Origin of the sequence: Xanthomonas sp. NCPPB 1068 (genome assembly GCF_041479385.2) — a bacterium.
GTDB lineage: Bacteria > Pseudomonadota > Gammaproteobacteria > Xanthomonadales > Xanthomonadaceae > Xanthomonas > Xanthomonas cannabis.
Genome location: NZ_CM192986.1, coordinates 4,222,778 through 4,243,517 on the forward strand (window position 1 = coordinate 4,222,778; position 20,740 = coordinate 4,243,517).

The 20,740-nt window shown below is 60.1% G+C and carries 12 protein-coding genes; 1 reads left to right on the top strand and 11 read right to left on the bottom strand.

Annotation, left to right across the window (positions count from 1 at the left end; translation table 11 throughout):
- Positions 1-9: 9 nt before the first annotated feature.
- The 3 genes from ACCQ12_RS17895 to ACCQ12_RS17905 form a co-directional block, all read right to left on the bottom strand.
- Entirely contained in the window at positions 10-264 is a 255-nt protein-coding gene (locus tag ACCQ12_RS17895; RefSeq protein ID WP_104579539.1) for a helix-turn-helix transcriptional regulator, read from the bottom strand.
- A 365-nt stretch (positions 265-629) separates the two neighbouring features.
- The gene (locus ACCQ12_RS17900) at positions 630-1,070 is read right to left on the bottom strand and encodes a hypothetical protein (protein ID WP_233549029.1); all 441 of its coding nucleotides are present in this window, start codon (positions 1,068-1,070) and stop codon (positions 630-632) included.
- 628 nt (positions 1,071-1,698) lie between these two features.
- Positions 1,699-2,109: a hypothetical protein gene (locus ACCQ12_RS17905; RefSeq protein WP_146093159.1), complete on the bottom strand. Its 411-nt coding sequence runs from the start codon at positions 2,107-2,109 to the stop codon at positions 1,699-1,701.
- 120 nt (positions 2,110-2,229) lie between these two features.
- Between ACCQ12_RS17905 and ACCQ12_RS17910 the strand changes: the two genes are divergently transcribed.
- On the top strand, positions 2,230-2,454 hold the full coding sequence (locus tag ACCQ12_RS17910) for a helix-turn-helix domain-containing protein (protein WP_104579542.1): 225 nt from the start codon (positions 2,230-2,232) through the stop codon (positions 2,452-2,454).
- A gap of 425 nt (positions 2,455-2,879) precedes the next feature.
- Here the strand turns inward: ACCQ12_RS17910 and ACCQ12_RS17915 are convergent, their stop codons facing one another.
- The 8 genes from ACCQ12_RS17915 to ACCQ12_RS17950 all read right to left on the bottom strand — a co-directional run bounded on the left by ACCQ12_RS17915 (position 2,880) and on the right by ACCQ12_RS17950 (position 20,724).
- On the bottom strand, positions 2,880-3,380 hold the full coding sequence (locus ACCQ12_RS17915) for a JAB domain-containing protein (RefSeq protein ID WP_372382387.1): 501 nt from the start codon (positions 3,378-3,380) through the stop codon (positions 2,880-2,882).
- Positions 3,377-4,333, bottom strand: a complete 957-nt coding sequence (locus ACCQ12_RS17920) for a DUF932 domain-containing protein (RefSeq protein ID WP_104581328.1) — start codon at positions 4,331-4,333, stop codon at positions 3,377-3,379. Before ACCQ12_RS17920 ends, ACCQ12_RS17915 begins: the two co-directional genes overlap by 4 nt.
- Positions 4,334-4,733: 400 nt before the next feature.
- Complete coding sequence (locus tag ACCQ12_RS17925) at positions 4,734-5,384, bottom strand: hypothetical protein (RefSeq protein WP_104581342.1); 651 nt, start codon at positions 5,382-5,384, stop codon at positions 4,734-4,736.
- A 40-nt stretch (positions 5,385-5,424) separates the two neighbouring features.
- Positions 5,425-9,471 carry a coiled-coil domain-containing protein gene (locus ACCQ12_RS17930; RefSeq protein ID WP_372382388.1) on the bottom strand — a complete coding sequence of 1,349 codons (4,047 nt, stop codon included), beginning with the start codon at positions 9,469-9,471 and terminating at the stop codon, positions 5,425-5,427.
- 32 nt (positions 9,472-9,503) lie between these two features.
- Positions 9,504-10,145, bottom strand: a complete 642-nt coding sequence (locus ACCQ12_RS17935; protein ID WP_104581341.1) for a DUF1629 domain-containing protein — start codon at positions 10,143-10,145, stop codon at positions 9,504-9,506.
- A 617-nt stretch (positions 10,146-10,762) separates the two neighbouring features.
- Complete coding sequence (locus ACCQ12_RS17940; RefSeq protein WP_146093266.1) at positions 10,763-10,981, bottom strand: hypothetical protein; 219 nt, start codon at positions 10,979-10,981, stop codon at positions 10,763-10,765.
- A gap of 477 nt (positions 10,982-11,458) precedes the next feature.
- On the bottom strand, positions 11,459-19,786 hold the full coding sequence (locus ACCQ12_RS17945) for a putative Ig domain-containing protein (protein ID WP_372382389.1): 8,328 nt from the start codon (positions 19,784-19,786) through the stop codon (positions 11,459-11,461).
- Between the two features lie 74 nt (positions 19,787-19,860).
- A complete protein-coding gene (locus ACCQ12_RS17950) occupies positions 19,861-20,724 on the bottom strand; it encodes a hypothetical protein (RefSeq protein WP_372382390.1) in 864 nt (287 codons plus the stop codon).
- Positions 20,725-20,740: the final 16 nt, after the last annotated feature.

The window sequence follows — 20,740 nt, forward strand, 5'->3', positions numbered from 1 at the left end:
TCGTCTCCCTCACTGAGCCTTGGCCGCATCAGCACGAGCGTGCAGCCACTCGAGCACCTCGTCCTCAAGAAACAGCGTCGGCGCGGTGGCTGAAGACGTCAATTTGAACGGACGCGGGAAAGTCGGATCGCGATTGATCAGTTCGTAAAGGCTGCTGCGGCCACAGTCGCCGATCAAATTGCAGACCCGGGGGATACGGATGGCGGGAGAGCGGCGGCGGGGCGCATCACCTTTGTGAGGCGTGGATTCGATACTGATGTTCATCTAAAGGTCCTTTAATTGGAGTGGATCGCGGTGCATATCAACCGCGTTGCGCACCTTATGCGCCCTCCTCCGGAACCTCACTGCAAATAAATTCAACGTTCTTGCAGATGCCTCGGAAGATCCCGAACCGCACCCAAGCCGACCGTCCACCCGCTCTACTTGCACAAACTCTGCCTTCCGCCGCCTTGTACGAGTCACATCGACGCTCGGGGCTCTAAGTCCGGCCGCTACTCAGCGGTGGGGTAACGTTCCCCCCAGCCACCACCACCTCCTCCACTGGCAGTAGCGCCTGAAAAAAAATAGATTCGTGTCCCCACCGCGCAGAGGGAGCAAATGCTCCCTCTGCGCGGCAAGTCAGGTACAGGTCAAGGAGATGGCTGCACCTGCAGCCACTTCCCTCCGTGGAAGACGTACAAGCGTTCCTCTTCCGTAGAGGGACAGCAGCCCGGATCATCCGGCCCTGGGACGAGCAACGTCACATGCACGATGCCGTCTTTCAAGCTCACCTTTTGAGCTGCCACGCCGTAGCCAGAGACCGATGTCGTGCCGACCAACTGCAGCTGCGGACCGTCCTTACGTTGGAATACTGCCAAATAGCCACCCGCGCCATTGCCGTTTCCGCTGCCCTCCAAGGTGTATAGGGCCACCACCTCTGACTTGCCGTCTCCGGTCAGATCGCCTTCGACTATCTTCCGCGCTTCTTTGTACTCTGTCGCGCTGTCAGCCTTCTTCGCTGCGTCGGCAATGGCCGCATTGATGACCTCAGCATCTGGCGTAACCTGCACAGCTCCCGGCGGTGACGGCATCGCCGCTCTTGCAACGGTTTGTACAGTTGTCTTTACGGCATCGCACCGAATAGCTTCAGCCTCAGCTCGCTTAGTCCCTGGCTGGACCTCGCAACCCGCTAGATTGAGCTCGCCGGCTTTCGTTACCTCGTCAACTTTGCTACATCCCGTAGCGGCTAGCGCAACTAGTAGGGTCATCATTGACCTAGAAATTGCCTTCATCATGTTCCTTATTTGATCCTGCTCTGCTGTGCGGCATTGGCTAATCGATCAATGGAGTCCGAAGGCGGAGAACCTTCAGAATGAATTGCAACAATTTCCGCCTCTCCATAGCGCTTTTTCAGCCTATCGAACGCATATTCACAGGCAGACTCCTGTCCTCCACTGCCGGCGCAGTTGCCTACGAACACACTTCGCGCCTTTTCGACCTTGCTGCTGCATGCGAAGCCAGCCCGACGACTGGATCAGCATTCAATGGCACGATCGAGCTAAGTTTCAGCGTGAGTTCTGCAGCCGAAGGCCCTGGGTTGCCACTTGATGTTGTGCGCGAAATACAGCACAACTGCGTTCCCTTCCAGGGCGCTGTGAGACGATCTGAACTTGGGCTTTGGATTTTCCAACGAAATCTGAGAACAGCCGCTAGGAAATGCTAAAAGATGGGCCCTAGCATCGACTTTTCGTAGGACAGAAGTGTCTGAGAATCGCCCTGGTCCGTTTCCACCCGATAGCGAAACGTGCGTTCGCGGCCTGATTGGTAGTCGTAAGCGATAGTGGCTTCGCATTCGTAAACGTCCGTGTCCTTGTCATGGCTCAGGACGCGGATTTTGGACACCTCGTAATTCTCCGGGATTTTCCGGAAGGCCTCAACGTTGAACATGTCCATGTACCTCTTGGCTTCCGCGCTGTTCTCGTACCACGTCACACGCTTCTCCACTGCTTTGACGATCACTCCATGGATCAGTTCCATGGTTTCGCTATCACCGCAGTCAGGCGTGCCGCCGGCACAGCCGGACAACAAGACAGACACCAGCACCATGCTGGCTGAAAAAATTCTCTTCATTTGGTTCCCCTGTGTTTGTTAAGCGATCGAGATGCGTTGAGCGGCCGGACCAATCCAGCCGCCCCCGAATGCTAATCGTAGTATGTCGAACAGTAGTATTCAAACCGGGACCATTTCGCAATGGCCCGGGCAGCTCATGAAACTGGATTAGTCACCGTCTTCGCCGGCAACGTCCGGCGACTGAGGAAGGAGCGCGGGCTGTCCCAAGAGGACTTGGCGGAGGCGGCCGGCGTACACCGCACGTATGTCGGCATGATCGAGCGCGGCGAGAAGAACGTGACGATCTACAACATTGAACGCATTGCGCTTGCACTGCAGGTTCGCCCGGGGCTACTCCTGGAGTGAGTAGCGTTGACCGCTGGCGTTCTGGGTTTAAAGCGGCCGACACCTGCTGCCAACTGCCGAGCTACATTGGCCAAGCTTAAGCCGCAACTCGCCCGCCTCGGCATTGCATAACGCCCATCGTCTGGCCGCCCTAGGAAACGCTTCGCCGACAGTGACTACGAAGTGGCCCAGTTGCTGGATATTTACCAGTCTCAAGGCAAGTATCATTCGCGTCGTGGGTGCATGATCGGCCACGAAGGATCCGGCAAGCCACTGCGGTGGTGCACCAGTGACGCTTTCGAGGCCAAGGCACGCCGGATCACGATGCGCCATTGTATTCCCGCCAAATCTACCGGGTCGGGGTGCTTTGCCCTGTTGAAGTCAGCTGGCGCTAGGTATTGAGCAAGGCCGCCGCAAAGCATTCTTGCCCCCTCGTTTCCTCACACTTACATCAGTCCGCGTGCCGCCATGGACAGCGCCGCTCGATTGGTCACGACGAAATGGTCGAGCAGCCTGACATCCACTAATGCCAGGGCCTGCGCAAGCCGTTTGGTCACAGCCTGATCTGCGGCCGATGGCTCCGGATCACCACCTGGATGGTTATGCGCCACCAACACTGCCGACGCGTTCAGCGACAGCGCGCGCTGGACAACGATGCGCGGATGCACCGTGGACTGGTCGACGGAACCGGAGAACAGCCGCTCTGCCTGGATGAGCCGGTGCCGGACATCCAGGAAGGCGACCTCAAAGTGTTCCCGTGGCTCGTCTGCCAGCCGAAGCCGGAAGAATTTGCCGCCGGCGTCAGGGCTACTCATCAGTTGGTCACGTTCAGCCGCACGCCGCTCGATGATCTTCAGCGCGCGAGTGATTGTCCGGTTCTCCCGAACCCTTGCTGCAGCAATGGCGCCAATCCCAGACCCTTCCAGGAGTTGCGGTAGCGCCATCATGGGGTCAGCTCCAGAACCTCTTCCCAAGCACGTCGCTTGATTGCAGCCCCCAACCCGAACCAGGCGGCATCCCGGCGGTTGTCATCACTATGCGCACGCCGATGATGGTCAACGAACTCGGTCAAACTGTTGAGCGCACCCCATGCAGTCCCGCGACTGGAGGAGAGGGTTGCCCCGCGCCCACCACCCTCGTACAGCGCGCGCACTCTTGCCACAGCCTGTTCATTGACAACTGCCGAGCCCGGCGTCGAGCCTCCATACACCAACACACGACGCAGTAGCCCCTCGACAGAATCAGGAGGGACGGGCACATCGCACAATGCCTTCATCCTATCCACGAAGCTGTCCCACCCACCAACGACGATGCCGAGTTGCCGCTTGATAGCGTCGGGCTGGAACTGACTGCGATGTGGCACCTTAATGGCCCCAGCGCTCTGATCCATAGCGATCTGTAGCGTGTTGTTGCATACCACGCGAACGGACGTGAACTGCGCTGTCGTTGCGAGTGTCCCGTCGCACGCTGTGGCGAGCAGCAGGTATCCATCAACTCTGTCCCGCTTCTTTAGGGCGGTACTCTGTCCGGTCCGGGCCAAGGCCCAGAACTTCTTACCCCCCCGCAGGACGCCAGCGGTTTCAAGTTCAAACCCGTGAAGTGCTGTGAGGTCGCGGTAGAACTCCAGGATCTCGCCAGGCTGTACAACCTGGAAGCGCTTGGACACCACCGCTAGCGGCGCCTGGGTGTCCGATCGATAGAGCACCTTCTGCTCAGGAAAGGTATTGGCGCCATCTGAGCCGCGGCCCTGCGTGGTGTAACGCACCTCTGATTCTTTTATTTCCCATTCCATACCAGCCTGGCGCCTCCAGACTTCGATGGGTTGGTGCTTGCCCAGCTTGTTACCCAAACCATGCCAAGGGGTCTGGCCCTTGTATGCCATCGATTCAATAAGATGCACGTGTCTCTCCTAAATGCGGCGGCATAAACGCACAAGGCCCGGACGATGCCGGGCCTTGTGCGGTGCCTATGGATGATGGATCAGTCGTTACGGAAGAACTCCGAACCACCGGGAGCAAAGGAACAGCGTGCGACGGCTGCCAGGATGGAGGCCGCCACAATAAAAACGCAGTACAGGAACTCAGACTTGTCCCTCATCAGATCACCCAGTCAACGGACGGATCAGTGCGGACCACCCCTACGCAAGGCCAGGCATCTCCTAGCGCTCATGTAGGTACTAAGGGTTTGAAATATTTTTACTTTGAGGAAGCACGCCGGGCTGCGTCATGTGCTCGGCGGCCATGAAGCCGGCGTTTCCTTAATCTGGCGAGATGGCGCTCCTCTATCGGCAGCGAAGAGCGTTACCGCGCAGCCGATGTCGTGCGCAGGTTGATCGCTCTGTATTGCCGCTGGCCGCCATAACGCGGCCCGTTTTTCTCAAAGGTGGCACAGAGCCGCCCCTCACCACAGGGCGCCAGGTCTGCTTGCGCGACGCGTTCCCAATAGTTGATCGAGGTGCGCAGCTGCACCAGTTCGTTGTGCTTCTCATGGATGATGCCGACTGAGTAAGCCACTACACCTAGCCCCAAGACGCCCGCCACGAGCATCGTGGCGGAGGCTATCCCTATGCGCCGCGTGATCCTTGTTTCCAAGGACTGCTGGGCCTGCGCGTAACGTCGCGTGGCTTGCTGCAATGTCTCGTCCGCGTGGGCCATTTCTTTGTTGAACCGCTTGGCGGCTGGCTCCAGCGTCTGCGTCAACGCCTGATTGGTCAGCTGCGTCAGCCTCGGCAGTGCGTTGTCCAATACCCGATTGACCTTGGCATCGGCGTTGCTGGCCGCGTGCTGGAGCAGCTGGAGTTGCTCGGCGACCACTTCGCGCAGCCGTTGTTCGCGCTGCTGCATGGATGCCACCAGCGTCGTTAGCACTTTGACCGTTTCCTGCAACGAGGCGTTCGATGCATTCAACGTCGCCATCATTTCCGCCATTGCGGCGGCGTCTTGCCTGTCCATGAGGTCTCCTAAACGTGGCTGGTCATGGGAGAGATTCTGACTAACCACCGCCCCCTCCACCACCACCCCCTCCTCCCCCACCATCTCCACCTCCACCGCCGTCTCCTTGGGGACCGCTCTGCATCGGCCCCTTGGCAAACTCGGGCAAGGTCATCACCATCACCGGCCCGCGGCTGGTGTTGATCTCCGCGGAGACATCCATCCCTAATGCCTGGCGTGTGGTGACGTGTTCCTGGGCCTCTTGCTGGGCCTGCGCATCAAGGAACTCGTTGCCTCTTTTGATCAGCGCCTGCGTCGCTGCACTGTTGGCCACCCGATTCAAAGCCTGCTCGATCGCCAGCTCGTTCTTGCTGTCGAGCGCATAGAGCACCTCGTCCACGTCCGGGTCACCCGTAATGGATTTCCGCGCAACCTGCGAATCCTCTGGCGCAGACTCTACACCTGGCCCGATGGAGCGCTGGGCTAGAGGTGGGAAGGCATCGGTTTGCTCAGCTGCTTCACTGGGAGAGCGACGCGTTTGTTCGTGCTGCGGGAACCCATCGAAGCTTGCGCCGTCTAAGCTTTGTGTGTCGCCGCGAACGAAGGGATAGGGTTCTCCACGGTCGCGATACTCCTTCCACTTCTGGTGGAAGCGTTCGTCTTCCCTATCCGCCGCCTCAATCTCTTGTTGCAGCTGGCGGAGCGAGCGCATGGTCTCTTCCAGGAATAGGGCGCCACCTGGGTCTGCGACGCTGCGTTCCTGCACAGGGATCGATTGGGCCTGCTGTTTTTCCGCGTCTGCTGGCTCCTTGGGAAAGCGATTCTCTGCGCTACCTCCCAGCGATTGCCCGTGTGCCTGCGCGAGGTATGCAGGCGATAGCGCTGGCGTGTCATGCTCAGCGAAAAACGTGTCCGAAGGACGGTTCTGCTCTGACGTCGTTTCTTGCTCAGGATTGGTAGACGCTGTGGACTGCGATGCACTCAACGGCTCTGCTGTCGCAGGCGTTGTTTGGGCCATGACGCGAACCGGCTCTGCCTCCTGCTCACGCGCCATGTCTTCCTGGCGGACCGGCGCTTGATCCATCTCTACTTGCTGCGTTTGCACTTGGTAATGCAGCGCTGAAGGCCCCGCATCGGCCTGTGCACTCTGAGAAGGTTGGCTATCCGGCTCCGGGCCTTCGGAGGAAGACACTTGGACGCGGGCGGCGGCGCGATTCTCGAGTGCCTGCATTTCCAGCGCGCGCTCTGCCTCTTGTGCTTGACCTGGCTTTGCGTCACTTAGACCAGGCGTCTGCTTCAGCGAGTCCTGGATGCCAGAAGCTAGGTGTTCGCCTGCATGTTGGGTCTGTGTTTCGGGCTTCTGAGGCGCGTCTTCCTGCTGCGACTCAGGCTGTGGCGTTTGTTGAGCCAGCGCGGCATCCGGAGCGTGCGGCTGAGGATTGGCTTGCTGCGAGGCTTGCTGACGTTGGTCCTGCTGCGGTTCGAGTGCTTGAGTTTGTTGCTGCTGATCCTGTGCTTGCCGAGCCTGAGCTTCCTGGACCTCAACTTGCCTGCTTTCTTGAGCCTGGCGGTCTTGCTGCTCCCGCTGGTGGTTGTCTTCGGCTTGGCGTTCCTGCGCCTGCCGCTGCTGGGCGTCCCTCTCCTCACTCTCCCGCAGCTCACGTTGCTGGCTGGTCTGCGCTTGGCGCTCCTGCACCTGGCGCTCTTCCTGTTCGCGTTGCTGCTCTGCTTGGCGTTGACCTTCCAACACCGCGTGCGCCTGGACCGTTTGTTCGCTTTGTGACCTGTGCTCGTGCTCAGGCTGTGCCTGCTGTAGGTGCTCGCGCACCTGCGCGGCGTGTTGCTCTTGCGCGAGGCGATCTTGCTGTTCGCGTTCTTGCCGCGCCTGCGCCGCGACAGAGGCCTGCATTCGTGCTTGGATATCGAGCACTTGCTGCGGATTGGAAGAATCGGAGGTCGATGTTTCCGCGTCTGCAGTTCCCTCGGTCACGCGCCCAAGGATCGGCGATTCTCGCCGGTAGCCTTGCGTCTCACTCAACGCATGCCGGATGTCATCGCTGCTGGTGACGCCTACCACCCGAGTGATCCCGTCGCTGCCGCGCTGCAAGTGGGCAATGGGGCTGTCATAACCGTATTGCCCCGACTCATTGCGCTGCAACTGCTGCATGGTCGGCCCGGTGATGCCGTTGGCCTTCATGGTCCGCTGGGAGGCCAGCTCCACGGCCTGCTGAGTATCTGGGTTGACGTTCAAATCAACGCCTGCCGCCCGGTAACGGTGCAGCAGCTCGTTGTGCTCCATCTGCGCCGCTGTGAGAGCGGGGAGCGCTTGAATCGCCGCCAGGGCTTCTTGTGACCGTTCCAGCGAGGGTTGCCGCATCTGGTCAGTCAGTTCCAGCTCCACCGCCAAGTTACCGCTGGCAACGCCATCCTTGCCGGCCCACTGTCCTGACTCTGTGCGCTGGTAAAGCTGAGCGTCCGACCCAAGCACCGCACCGGACTTGGCCTGGGCGGCTTGGACGGCCGCAGGCACTTCGACACCGTAAGCCTGGGCCCGCTGAGCAGCATGGTTTTCCAGGTAGGCGGCAGCGATGGCTTCGCGCCCGGTGGCGATGTTGCTTTCTATACGGCCCAGCGCTTCTTGGTTGAGTTGCTGCGCGCGTTCCGGGGAAGCGGTTTGGTGTTCGTAGCTGCCCCGGTCATTGGCACCGGACACGGCGGTTTTGACTTGGCGTTCCCATGCCTGGTTTTCCGGATTGCGATGCCAGTTTTGGTTGTCTAGCCCAACCTGGTCACTGGCCCTTGCAGGGAGGTTGAACGGGTCCCGGGGCGCAGGCACCTTGCCCAGCGCCAGCTCCACCGCCTTGGCGTTGGCCAGCGCCCCCAGTTCCTGCGATTTCTCATAGCTGGCGACCACGGGCTGCTCGCCCGATGTGCGGCCGCCGTCCTGGGCAAGGTCGATGGCCGTGTCGCGCTGCCAGTTGCGACCGTTGAATTGCCACTCCACACCGGCCTTGTCGGTCTGGTGATAGATGGCGCGGTTGTCCAGCAAGTCGGCGCCTTTGTCGAACGCCTTGCTCATCAACAGCGCATCGCCCACCACCAACGCCGCAGGCACGAAGCCGCTGCCACCAATCGCGGCGGCGGTGGATGCACCACCGGCCCAACCGCCGACGTTGCGAGCCAATGCATGGGTGACCTCGGAGTGGGCGGCGGTGGCATTGCCTTGTTCCAGCAACCCGGCCGAGCGGCGGGCGGTCAGCACTGCGTCTGCCCCCGTCGCCAACAAGCCGCCCGATCGCACCAAGGTGCTGGCCGACGCATTGCCCAGCAATACTTCCATGGACGCCGCACCGCTCTGACCGCGAGGAATTCGCAGAGGTCTGGCGGCTTCTTCGCCCAGGGTGTTCTCGACGATAGCCACGCCACCAGGTGACAGCGTCAGCTTTCCACCGTGGTAAGCGTCGGAGATGGCCTGACTTAAGCCCTGCCGCTGAAGATCAGTGTGGCCGCCGCGGGTCAACGGCTGCCCTGAACTTTGAAAGTGGTTGAGCGTGGAGACGATCCGGCCTTCGTTGTGCGTGACCACCGCCCATTGCCGTGTGTTCCAGCTCGCCTGCCCGTGCGCGTCCATCTGCGCCACATTCTTCGAGGCGTAGCTCGTCGTCAGGTTGCTGATCGGGTCATCGAAAAAAGCGTTGGTGATAGCGCGTGCCTGGTCCCTGGTTTGATTCAGACCAGCGTTGGTGTGTAGTTCACCATTGACCAAAGCCACTTGCGCTGCATCGCTTAACCGTTGAACCTTCATCGCCATCCGGTCCAGCGCGCCCGCATCGCCGGCCAACGCGGCGATGCCGTCCTTCGTTGAAGCCAGATCCTTCAATACCTGCGTCGAGCCGATCTTGTAGTCCTTCAGCGGTCCGCCCGAATGTGGCGAGACTCCCAAGGCATGGGCAAGCGCCCTGTCCTTGGGCATGTTGATCAGGTTCGTGGCCGCGTCCTTGTTGAACCGACCCGAATCCACCAAGGCTTCTAGCAGCGGATCTCTTGCAAACGTCTGTTGCTCAAGGGCGTGGTGACCCTGAAACAAAGGGATGTCCTTCTTTGGCATGGCTTAGGCTCCCTCCTTGTCGCCTGGCGGCCTCAAATATCCGATGCGTCAATAAAAGAGATGCCACTAGCTTCGGAGTTATCCGGGATGCCGGCTTGAAGGACTGCGGCCTTGAACACTTGGTCGCAGAAAGCCGTGGGGTTGAAGGGCGTCCTGAAGACGTGAGCCCCCTTCAGCGCCTCGTTGCGGAAAGCCAAGCTTGCGCCGCCAGCCAAGGAATAGAATTTCCCACGCACGTAATCGTCATCAATCTTGATCTTCAACCGCGATCCAGCCTCGTCGAGTGCGTCTCGCTCGCGCACCACGTCGCAGAGGTAGTAACGGGGTCCCGGAGTGCCATCAGTCAGGCGGTAATCCACCTCTGCAAAGGCAAACGCCTCAGGATCCACCGCTGCCATCACGTCATGAAGGCGCCCGGATATCAGCCAGTAGCCACTGAACCCCGCCTCCAGGTCTCGGGGCTCCGGCCCCGCGCTGGGTTCAAGAGTCAGCAGCGGAAGTTCTCGCAACGGCGGAAAGCCACCCTCGTCAGGCCGCAAGATCAACCGCGGCGGTGACAGAAGCTGGCGCTTGTTGGTGAACTGCACCCCACAGACTGAGCGATTGCTCTCCACGTCCGGCTCAAGCATGTAGAAGTCACCAGGCGTCGGCTGATTGGGTGTTGTTGATGGCATGCGTTTCATCCCTACCGTGTGCTGTGGTCTCAGCTGACGGAAAGAGCTTAACTCGGTCGCTTTGCCGACCCAAGCCATGAGGCAACGGAGAGGCTACATTCCACTTGCCGCCCTACTCGTATGCTGCCTGCCACCGATGAACAGATGAACCAGCACCCAAATGCCGAGAGGTGCCAGCGCCTGCTCTCGAAGATTCGAACCTGGGTAGGAAAACACCTACCGTCCAGCCTGCCTTTCACTGATAGTGCCTTCGCCCTTTTTCTCCATGATGATGTTCCGCCCAAGGCGGGCTCTGCCTGTCTGTGTCCGGCCATGGCGTTAGACACCCAGGAACTCTTAACACCATCAAGGAGGATCGCTGTTGGGCGCTAAGGCAACTCGGCATGTGGGCGACTACCTGCTTACAGCCCACATCACCCCGTCTGACGGTAAGTTCCTACCAGAGCTGCTAATTTCCAGGCCCGGCGGCATCACGCTTCATCGCCACCCGGTCACTGGTGTCGCGTTCCCTGATCGAGACGCGGCGTACGACTACGCCAAGCACTGGATGGCCACGTGCTACGTGTCGAACACAGGCTCGGTGGCCGCGGCCTAACAAGAACCGCGTATCTTCAGCCTTAATCGTCCACGTCTGTTAGCCCATGCCACGACAGGATTTCCTCGGCTCGACGGCCGACGAACTGCACGTCCTCGCTCGTTTCTGCCTTGCTCTCTATGGCGGCGGCCATGCTGGCGAAGGCTTGCCAAAAGTGGCGGCGGCCAGGACTGGAAGCCCGCAATGTCGGCACGGCTGCATCCAGGCGTTCGAGATGAAGGCGCAGCTCGGCTCTGTCCATAGGCACAAGTATCGGCAGCGCTGTCGCAGTGCCTGAGACACATGGCGAGCCCTCTGACAGCGAAAGCTGAGGTAGGCTGCAGCTTCGCCCCGGCTAACCCGGATGGAGCTATGGGGCCGACACGCGAGACTACGTTTTTCGCAACGAGTTTGTTTGGGTGCCGGCAAGACGCTGCTCAAGCGTCCCGCGAGGTGAGCGACCATCGGTCCCGCGTCCGACAACATCAGATTGCACCAACGGTATTTTCATAAGCTCTAGGTCTCAAGCCCTGCGGGATGTCAGGACGTTCTGAGCCAGCCGTCATCCAATAGCGCCAAGCTCCCGGGCAACGGCGCCAGCGCCTGGCGCGTGCCGTTCTTCTTGGCCTCCTACCGGGCCTGCGCTTCCAGAAACCATGCATCACTTCTTCGGCGTAAGTGTTGGAGGCAGCACGCATGCGCGTGTTGCCTCCCAAACGCCATCGACGACCCAGCCAAATTACTGGATCTGATAACGACTACTAGCATCTTGCGCCAACCAAGATCTTGCTCCGCCCAAAATGCCAGCCTCGACGTCACGCGCCAAGCCGACGTCGAGATTCGCAGCGCCGGTTTGAAACACGCCCATTGCATCAACCAATTGATTGACTTCGGCCAATACTGCACGCTGCATCGGACGTCGGGACGCAGTGGTGGCCAGCAGATCCTTGGTCTGGTCAGCGGCCACAATCTCGGTCGACACAGAAGCCATCAAACGATCAATGCTTGAGGTGCGGCTAGCCGATGCCGTCGTATTTCCGGCTTGCATCGGTGTAAGCAATGTTTCGAACTCCGACGCTGGAATGCCGTGTCCACCATCCTCGGGCTGGATCATCCACAGAGCGTTGTCGCTGCCCAGGAAGTGCTTGAGCACACTTACCTGCTGATTGGCGTCGCCGTCCACCCGTACGATCAGGTCGTCGCCGTTGCGATGGAAGCTCAGACGCGTCCGCTCGATACCAGCCATGAAGATGGAATCGCTGCCGCCACCGACACTCACCGTATCCACGCCATTGCCCTCACGGTAAGTGTAGACATCGTCGCCCGCACCACCGAACAACAGGTCGTTGCCGTCCTCGCCAACGAGAGTGTCGTTGCCTGCGCCGCCGTAGAGCATGTCGTTGCCCGATCCGCCGAAGGAACCGCTGCCACCCCACAGAGAATCATCGCCATCACCGCCTTCGATGCGGTCATCGCCGAGCATGCCGAACAGGGTGTCGTTGCCGGCAAGGCCGCGCATCAGTTCCTTGCTTGCATTGCCGATCAGCTGATCATTTGTGGCGGTGCCTGTCAGCACACGCGCATAGTCGGCCAGATTGGCCTCGCCGTCACTGCTGGAGACACGGGCATTGATCGCCGCGGTGTCCAGCTGTGTACCACTGCCGGGCTGTAGGACATCCAACGCGAAATCGCCACCAAGGAAGTGTTTGGTCACTCGCACGCTGTTATTGGCGCCACTGGCCAATGCAATCACCAGGTCATCGCCATCGCGGGTGAATCGCAGGTTGCTGACCGGTTGTCCATCCTGGAATTGCAGACGGTCGATACCGCCGCCGGTATTGTCGATGACATCGCGGCCGCTGCCAAATACATAGGTATCGTCGTTAGCGCCGCCCAGCATGAGATCATCGCCATCCTCGCCGCGCAGTGTGTCATTGCCAGCGCCGCCCTCTAGCGTGTCGTCACCACTGCCGGTTCCATTGCCGCTGCCACCGGACAAGGTGTCGTTGCCGGCGCCACCCCGCAAGGTATCGTTGCCGCCCATGCCCAGCAATGTGTCGTTACCACCCAGTCCGTCGATCAGATCCCTGCCAGTCCCGCCAGTCAGTTGCTCTCCGGAGGCGGTGCCATTGACGGTCCGGTCCGGACTGCTGCTGTTGATCAGCTGTGCGATCTGCGTTGCGGTATAGCGTGCGTTGCTGGCCTGCACGACATCCATGCCCGCATCACCGCCCAGAAAGTGGCCGCTGACGCGCGCTGCAGCGATCGTTGCACCATCGATGTGCACCAAAAGATCGTTGCCATCGCGCTTGAATGACAGACGGCTGCTGGCCACGCCATTCACCAGCAAGGTGTCGTTCCCGCCACCGGTGTTGTTGATGATGTCGCTGCCAGAGCTGCCATCGATGACATAGGTGTCGTCGCCGGCACCACCAATCAGCCGGTCATTGCCGGCGCCACCGGTCAGCTGATCGTTACCACCGCGTCCGTTCAACGTGTCGTTACCGGCAAGGCCAAGCAGGATATTGGCCGCTTCGCTGCCTTCGATGAGGTTGTCCAGCGCATTGCCGGTTGCTTGCCCACTGCCGGTCAGGCGAAGATTCTCGACGTTGCCTGCCAACTGCACCTGCGAGCCAGCAGAGCGCACGACAGTATCGATGCCCGCATTGTTGGACTCGGTGACCCGGTCCGAGTCGGTATCGACGTAATAGGTATCGTCACCGCCGTAACCTTCCATGATGTCGTTTCCTTGACCACCATCGAGCACGTTGTTGTCGCTATTACCGTAGAGCCGGTTAGCCGATGCATTGCCGATCAGCGACAGGTTTCCTTGTCCATCCAGATAGCCGTTTTCGACATTGGCTGAGAGCGTGGCAGACACCGTGGTGTAGACCGTATCAGTGCCCTGGGCTGACAACTCCACCACCGTATCGCCGGCGTCGTCGAGATAATAGCTATCGTTGCCCGCGCCGCCACGCATGTCGTCGGCACCGCTGCCGCCATCCAACGTATTGTTCTGGCTGTTGCCAATCAGGGTCTGATGGCCGTCGCGTCCGTAGGCCGCCTGGGCACTGCTGCCCTCGACCAATACAACGCGCTCGATGTTCTCGTCTGCGGCATAGACAGAGAGGCTGCTCTCGACGGTATCGGTACCTTCTCCCTCCAGCTCGACGATGGTGGTCATGTCCTGACTGTCCAAGACATAGGTGTCGTCGCCCGCCCCACCCCGCAGCACATCGTCGCCGCCATTGCCGGCGAGGCGATCGTTGCCATCAAGCCCCAGCAGTTCTTCACGCTGCCAGGTACCGACAAGACTGTCGTCGTCTGCGGTTCCCTCGATCACCGCGACAGTGCGCAACTCCAGGTACATCGCGGTTGAGGCGCCGTGTTGATCGGTCGCGATCAGATTGAAGCCGAACCACTCCAAACCCAAGGGCGGCGTGCCGCTGATGGTGCCGGTGGCGGAATCTATCTGCAGCCATTCTGGCCCATCCACCGCATAGGTGAGCGTGTCGTCTGCATCATCGACGAAGCTGCCGGCAGGAAGCGCCAAGCTGAAAGCCTGGCCTGTGCGAGGGCTGGAATCGTACTGGAACCAATTGGCCACCGGCGGATCGTTGGTGATCTGCAGTTGCGCAAGATCGCCACGGCGAATAGTGCCGTCGGCGAACACGAACTCGTCAATGGTCCGCACCAGCACCAGCTCGCCGGGATTGTTCCAGTCTTCGCGCCAATAACCCTCGATGATCAAGCGATCGTCGGCAGCGGTGCCAAGCTGGACGATCAGATCGAACCCGTCACGGGTCCAGGTCGCCTGTTCGGCGATGATGCCCTCACCGAAGATCACCCGATCGGTATCGCGACTTCCGTTGACGGAAATGATGCGGTCGGTACCGTCGCCGGCTTCATAAAAGAAGTTGTCGCTTCCTGCGCGCGTGCCGTAGGTCCTGCCGTCGCCGTTGAACCCGACCGTGCCGTACAGCACGTCGTTGCCGCGGCCACCGTAGATGTCGGCGCCGTACAGTGCCGCATGGATGGTGTCGTCACCCTCCTCGCCATACAGCGTGTCGGCCTCGTTATTGCTGGTGGCAAGATTGAACTCTGCCAGGAAGTGGTTTCCGCGAATGGTATCGTTGCCGGCTCCACCACGGATCTCGTTGGCATACATGTTGCCGGTGAGCACATTGTCGCCAAGGTCGCCCTGCAGATTGGCGCGCAGCCCGATGATGCCGTTAGGACCTTGAGTACCAATGTTGTAGAGACGCAGATTCTCTACGTTCGCATAGTCGGCTACCGAAACCCACATCGCCTGCGAGGTCAGTTCATCCCAGCCGGCGATGATCACCGTATCGTTGCCGCCGCCAGCTTGTTCGATCACTTGGTCCTTCCGGGTGATCAAGTAGGTATCGTTGCCATCCAATCCAGCCAGCTGGTTCACCGCATCGACTAGATGGCCTTCGATGATGTTGTTGTCGCTGTTGCCGGTACCGCGGACGGCGTTTCCGGTCAGGCGCAGATTCTCAAGCTCCTGGCGGCCCTCGATCGAGTAGTCGACGCTTGCCTGCACGGTGTCACTGCTATCCGAGAATCCATTCTCGACGATCACATCGTCCAAGCTGTCAACGATAAAGGTATCGCGCGTGGCGCCACCAATCAGTGTGTCCTTGCCTCCGGCACCATCAAGAATGTATTCCTGTGTGTCGGAAATGCTGTTCGGCACTATCTGGATGACATTGTCCAGCGCATTGCCGGTAATGCGGTTGGGCGCTCCCGGCCACCAATAGTTGGAGGGCGTGATCACGGCGTTCTCGATGTTCGCACCCAGGATCACGTCGTGGTAATTGGAGTAGATCGTGTCGATGCCACCGTTTTCCAGCTCCTCGATCTCGCTGGAGTTGACGGTCGTTCTCCAGGAGGACCAGGAGAACGTGTGGTTGTAGTAGTACCTGTCGTCGCCACTACCACCAACGAAGCGGTCGATTGAACTGTCCACGTTGGCGTAGATCCGGTCGTTGCCCGCGCCGCCAAGCAAGATATCCGCGCCCGCACCGTCATACAACGTGTCGTTGTCTTCGCCACCATCCAGGATGTCGTCGCCGTCGCCGCCCTGCAACATGTCGCTGCCGCCCATGCCGGACAACGTGTCGTTTCCGGCACCGCCATCCATGGAGTCCGGTGCGAAGGTACCGGTTTGCACGTCGTCGCCACTGGTGCCGCTCCACCACCGCGTCTGGAAGTTGGCAGCTGTCAACTCCACGCCATCGGCAAAAACAATGCGGTGATTATTGTTGGCGAGAAAGCCTTCAAGCATCAATGCGTTGGAAACACTGGCGTTGGACCAACCGCCGCTGGCGATCATAACGCCCAGCGTGGTTCCGCTAATCTGGAAGTTGGTGACCGCGTCGGAGTTCACCCCGATCATACGGATCACGTCGCGTCCTGCATCGGCGGCATCAAGCCGGCCGATCACGTCGTAACCGGATCCCAATGCCACTTGATAGGTATCGTCACCGCTTCCACCGTCAACCAGGTCCCCGTCCGCCATGCCATCGGCTACCAGATGGATGGTGTCGTTGCCATCTCCGCCAAGCAGCACATCGCCGCCGCGTCCGTCGGTCAGCGTGTCATCGCCAGCCCCGCCTTCGATGAGGTCGTTGCCTTCGCCTCCGTCGATCGTGTCATTGCCGTGCAAGCCGTATAGGCGTTCGTTGTCCTTGGTGCCATTCAATGAATCCGCGTCGTTGCCACCACGGATCGGTGTTCCATACATGATGCCGGTGTCGAACTGGGAACGCGTCACCACCTGAAGGTCGTCGGTCTGGATCCGCACCGCCGTTGCGGCGGCGAAGTAGCCGACGATGCGAACGCTGTCGCCGCTCTCGAGCGAGACGACCAGATCCTGTCCCTCGCGTACATACCGCAGCTCGTCCGCGGTGATGCCATCGAGAAAGTACAGCAGATCGGTGCTGCCCTGTTTCACCAGCACGGTATCGGTGCCGAATCCCCGGCGGAAACGATACTGGTTCTGGCCTTCGCCGCCATCGAGGGTATCGTTGCCAGCATCGCCGAGCAGGATATCGTTGCCCTCGTCGCCTGAGAGGACATCGTCCCCCTCGCTCCCCTCCAGATAGTCATTGCCGGCTCCGCCGTAGACAAGGTCATTGCCCTGCGCAGCGGTGACATTGTCATTGCCGTCCTCGGCATGGATGACGTCGTTGCCTGCTCCACCGTAGACACTGTCGTCGCCGATGCCGGCCTGGATCAGATCGCCGCCGTCGTCACCATCGATGGTGTCGTTGCCAGCCCCGCCGTAGATCGTATCGTTGCCAGCCTCGCCGTCGAGAATATCGTTGGCGTCGCCACCCTCCAGAAGGTCGTCGCCGTCGCCGCCATTCAGAGTATCCGCGCCGGCGCCACCACTGAGCTTGTCGCTGTCGCCGCCGCCATTCAAGAAGTCGTTGCCATCTCCACCGTCGAGTATGTCACTGCCGGCTTCGCCGAACAGGCGGTCATTTCCGGTACCACCAGTGAGCCTGTCGTCGCCTTCGCCACCTTGCAACTCGTCGTATCCCGCGCCGCCGAGCAGAATGTCGTTGCCCTGCTGTCCCAGCAGAAGATCGTCACCGGATCCGCCATCGAGCCGGTCATCGTCATCGCCGCCAGCCATCTGGTCCGCCCCGTCGCCGCCAAACAGCACATCCTTGCCGGCCTGCCCGTGCAGTACATCGTCACCGACGCCGCCATCGAGCAGATCGTCGCCATCTCCGCCCTGCAGTTCGTCGTTGCCGCTCTCGCCGAGCAGGCGATCCTGTCCCGTTCCGCCTGCCAGCAAATCGTCGTCGGCCCCACCGGAAAGAACATCATCGCCATCCTGCCCAACCAGCTGATCGTTGCCCGCGCCTCCGCGCAGAATGTCGTCGCCACCTGCGAGTTGGTCGGACTGCCCGTCACCCCAGAGCAGGTCGTTGCCGGCGCCGCCGTCAATCACGTCAGCGCCAGCCTCTCCATATATTTCATCCGTACCCTCGCCACCGTCCAGACGGTCGTTCCCGGTGCCACCAGATAGCAGATCATTACCATCGCCGCCAAAGACCACATCCTGCCCTGCGCTGCCGGAGATCACGTCGTTGCCGGTGCCGCCATCGAGCAGATCGCTGCCGGCACCGCCGATCAGCACGTCGTCTCCCTCCTCGCCGTAGAGCGAAACGCCGATGGTATGAGTGTCACCGACGCCTCCCCCGAACGCGAACACGCCGTTTGTACCGGTAACACCATCGGGTTCAGCAGCGCTGAAGTACTGCAGGGAATAGCGAGATGTGTCGATCCGTTGAAAACGATAAGTCCAGCCAGCGACTCCTGACCTACCGCTGAAGTCGAAAGCACCTCCAAGTGTGAAAGTGGCGTAGCCCACCAATCCCCCAGTCTCATCAGTCGTCATCTGCTTGGCGCCCTGCCAGCTGAAGTACGACTCGATGTCGCGCCAGACGGTGCTTTCGTCCATCGGCAGCTCTGGCGACACCCGGAAGTTGAAGCCGAATGCATGCCTAGCGCTCAGGACGTCATCGCCCTTTCCGCCATAAGCGGTCGCCTCGTCGCCAAAACCGGAAACGAAATCATTACCGCCGCCTGCAAGGATCAGGTCACTGCCGCCATTGGCATTGATGATGTCGCTGCCCTCTCCACCCTCCAGCAGATCGGCGCCATCGCTGTAGGTTCCCAGGATCATGTCCCGCCCGGCACCTCCGGCAAGATGGACCGGCGTGCTCGGAAGGGCGTCGATGTAGGGATTCAGATAGTCGGATTGATCCGTGCCAACGGTTGGATCGCTTGGCGGTTGGTACCCAGGAAGCACGATACCGAACGTGCCGGGCGTCCAGTTTTCGACAATCGTGGTACCGCCCGAGGTTCCTAGACGGATCACTAGTTGCTTGCCGTCGCCCGCCGAGGCCACGGTGACGCGGATATACCCGTCCGCAGCTTCCCAAGTGTTCTCTGAGGTTGCCACCAACCCGGCGGCCCAGCCGCTGTTGCCTTCGATCTCCAGCACGCCGATGCCGTCGGCGTCGGTGATGCGGTCGATATCGCCTGGCGCGCCCGCATACAGCACATAGGTGTCCGTGCCTGCGCCGCCGCGCAGGCGGTCGCTACCGATGCCACCATCAAGGATGTCGTTGCCGTCCTCGCCGAATATCGTGTCGTTGCCGACGCCGCCCCGCAGCACATCGTTACCGATTCCCCCGGCCAGGATATCGTCGCCCGCGCGGCCCTCCAATGTATCGCTCCCATCCATGCCGTACAGCAGGTCGCCGATGTCGGTACCGGCCAGCATGTCGTCCTGGACGCTGCCATAGACCGCGGCGCCCTTGTCGGGGCCGGTGAAGATGCGCAAGGGGGCGCTCAGCGCCGCCATGAACTCGCGCACCTGATCCTGGTTGATCTCGCCGTCAGTGCTGTCCAGCCCCATGGCGACAAGGAACTCGGCCAGCGCAGCGGACGGATTAAGTAACGACAGCGGGTTGTCTTCCAGACTCTCGGTACCGACGCGCGCCAACCACGCGGAGAAGATGTCCGGGTTATAGCCCAGCCGATCGAACCAGGAGGCAGCCTTGCCGCTGCCGTCGCTGTTCTGCCAGACAGTCAGGGCCAGCCGGATTCCGGATGCGCTGTCGAAGGGCCAACGCCCATTGCTTTCGAGCAAAACATCCCACAGTTCGTTTCGCTGGTCTTCGTCCAGCAGTTCGAATGGGGTGTTCATGGTCCACGCGTCGGTGGGAAGGTTCAAACCGCGGAAGACCTGATTATGGAATTCCCATGCTTCCCTGGCTGTAACTTCTCGCACCACGCTCCCGCCGTTACCTCTAGCGATAATATCCAACTGACCTAGAAAAGCTTCAGCCATCCGCCTTCTTATCTCTTGAATGCCAGCAGAATTTACCGGAGCTCCCGCTGCGCTGGCGGTTTCTTCGAGAAATTCTAAGGCTGATAGGCCCGAAAACATATTGCCACGTGCCACGCCGCTAGCCAGTCGAGAATAACGATGGCCGAATGCCGCGATATAGGCATACATTTCTTCGATTCGACCCGCCTCTAGTAGGGTACGGGCCTGAACTAGATTATCCGCATTCATCATATCAACCATGATCAAGTTCCTTTACGTCCTGTTTTTTTTGGGCATCTAGCAGTTATTTTTTGCAGGTAGAAATGGACCGCAGATGTGATCTTTGGCCATTCCGGCAAGAGATTAGCACGATAAGAAATACTAGTTTCCACTTGTGGGAATTCGCTCTCAATAATTAACTGTTCGCATAGCGAAGTCCAACGTGGAGGGTCGAATCTCTCGCCGTGCAGGCATGTTATTAATGTCGCTGGCTCCTGCCCGACTTCCATCTGATCGGAGTACACAATAAAATTTGTCCTATGCGGCAATGGGGTGCGGAGATGTCCAAACTTCAATTGCAGCGCTGGATCTTCCCCGTATACCAGCGGGACACCCCAGGGATATTCGGAAACCTCTCGATTTCGATAAAGCCTGAAATCTCGCCTGCCAGAGAGCGAGACCTTCTCAGTAGGCGCAAGGCGGCTCATGCCGATTTCGATCCACTGGGAATTTCCCGTCGATCGACTGTGATGCACGCGGTAGTCCTCGGCGTTCTTTTCACTGAGCGGTTCCATCTCAGGCCAGCGTAGCCGTATGACTAGGCTACGCAGTGGACGCTCACATTTGCCTTTCAGTTCCTTCGTGCCCGGCTCGGATTCGTAGAATAGGAGATCCTGTGCCGGTACACGAATGACGTTAGGGCCGATCGTGCCGACCAGATCCGGCCGGTTGGCTTTATCCGACGGACTGTTCCTGGAGCAGGCGGCCGCGAGCACCGACAGTAGCAACAGCACACACCCACGCATAACAGCCCCTATCTGGACGTGTGTGTATGCAGCACGACGCTCTGGACACGTTTGCAGTGCTTGCGCTTGTATCAGACAGCGCGCGCTTATGGTTTCAGACATGGTCAAGCTGCTCCTG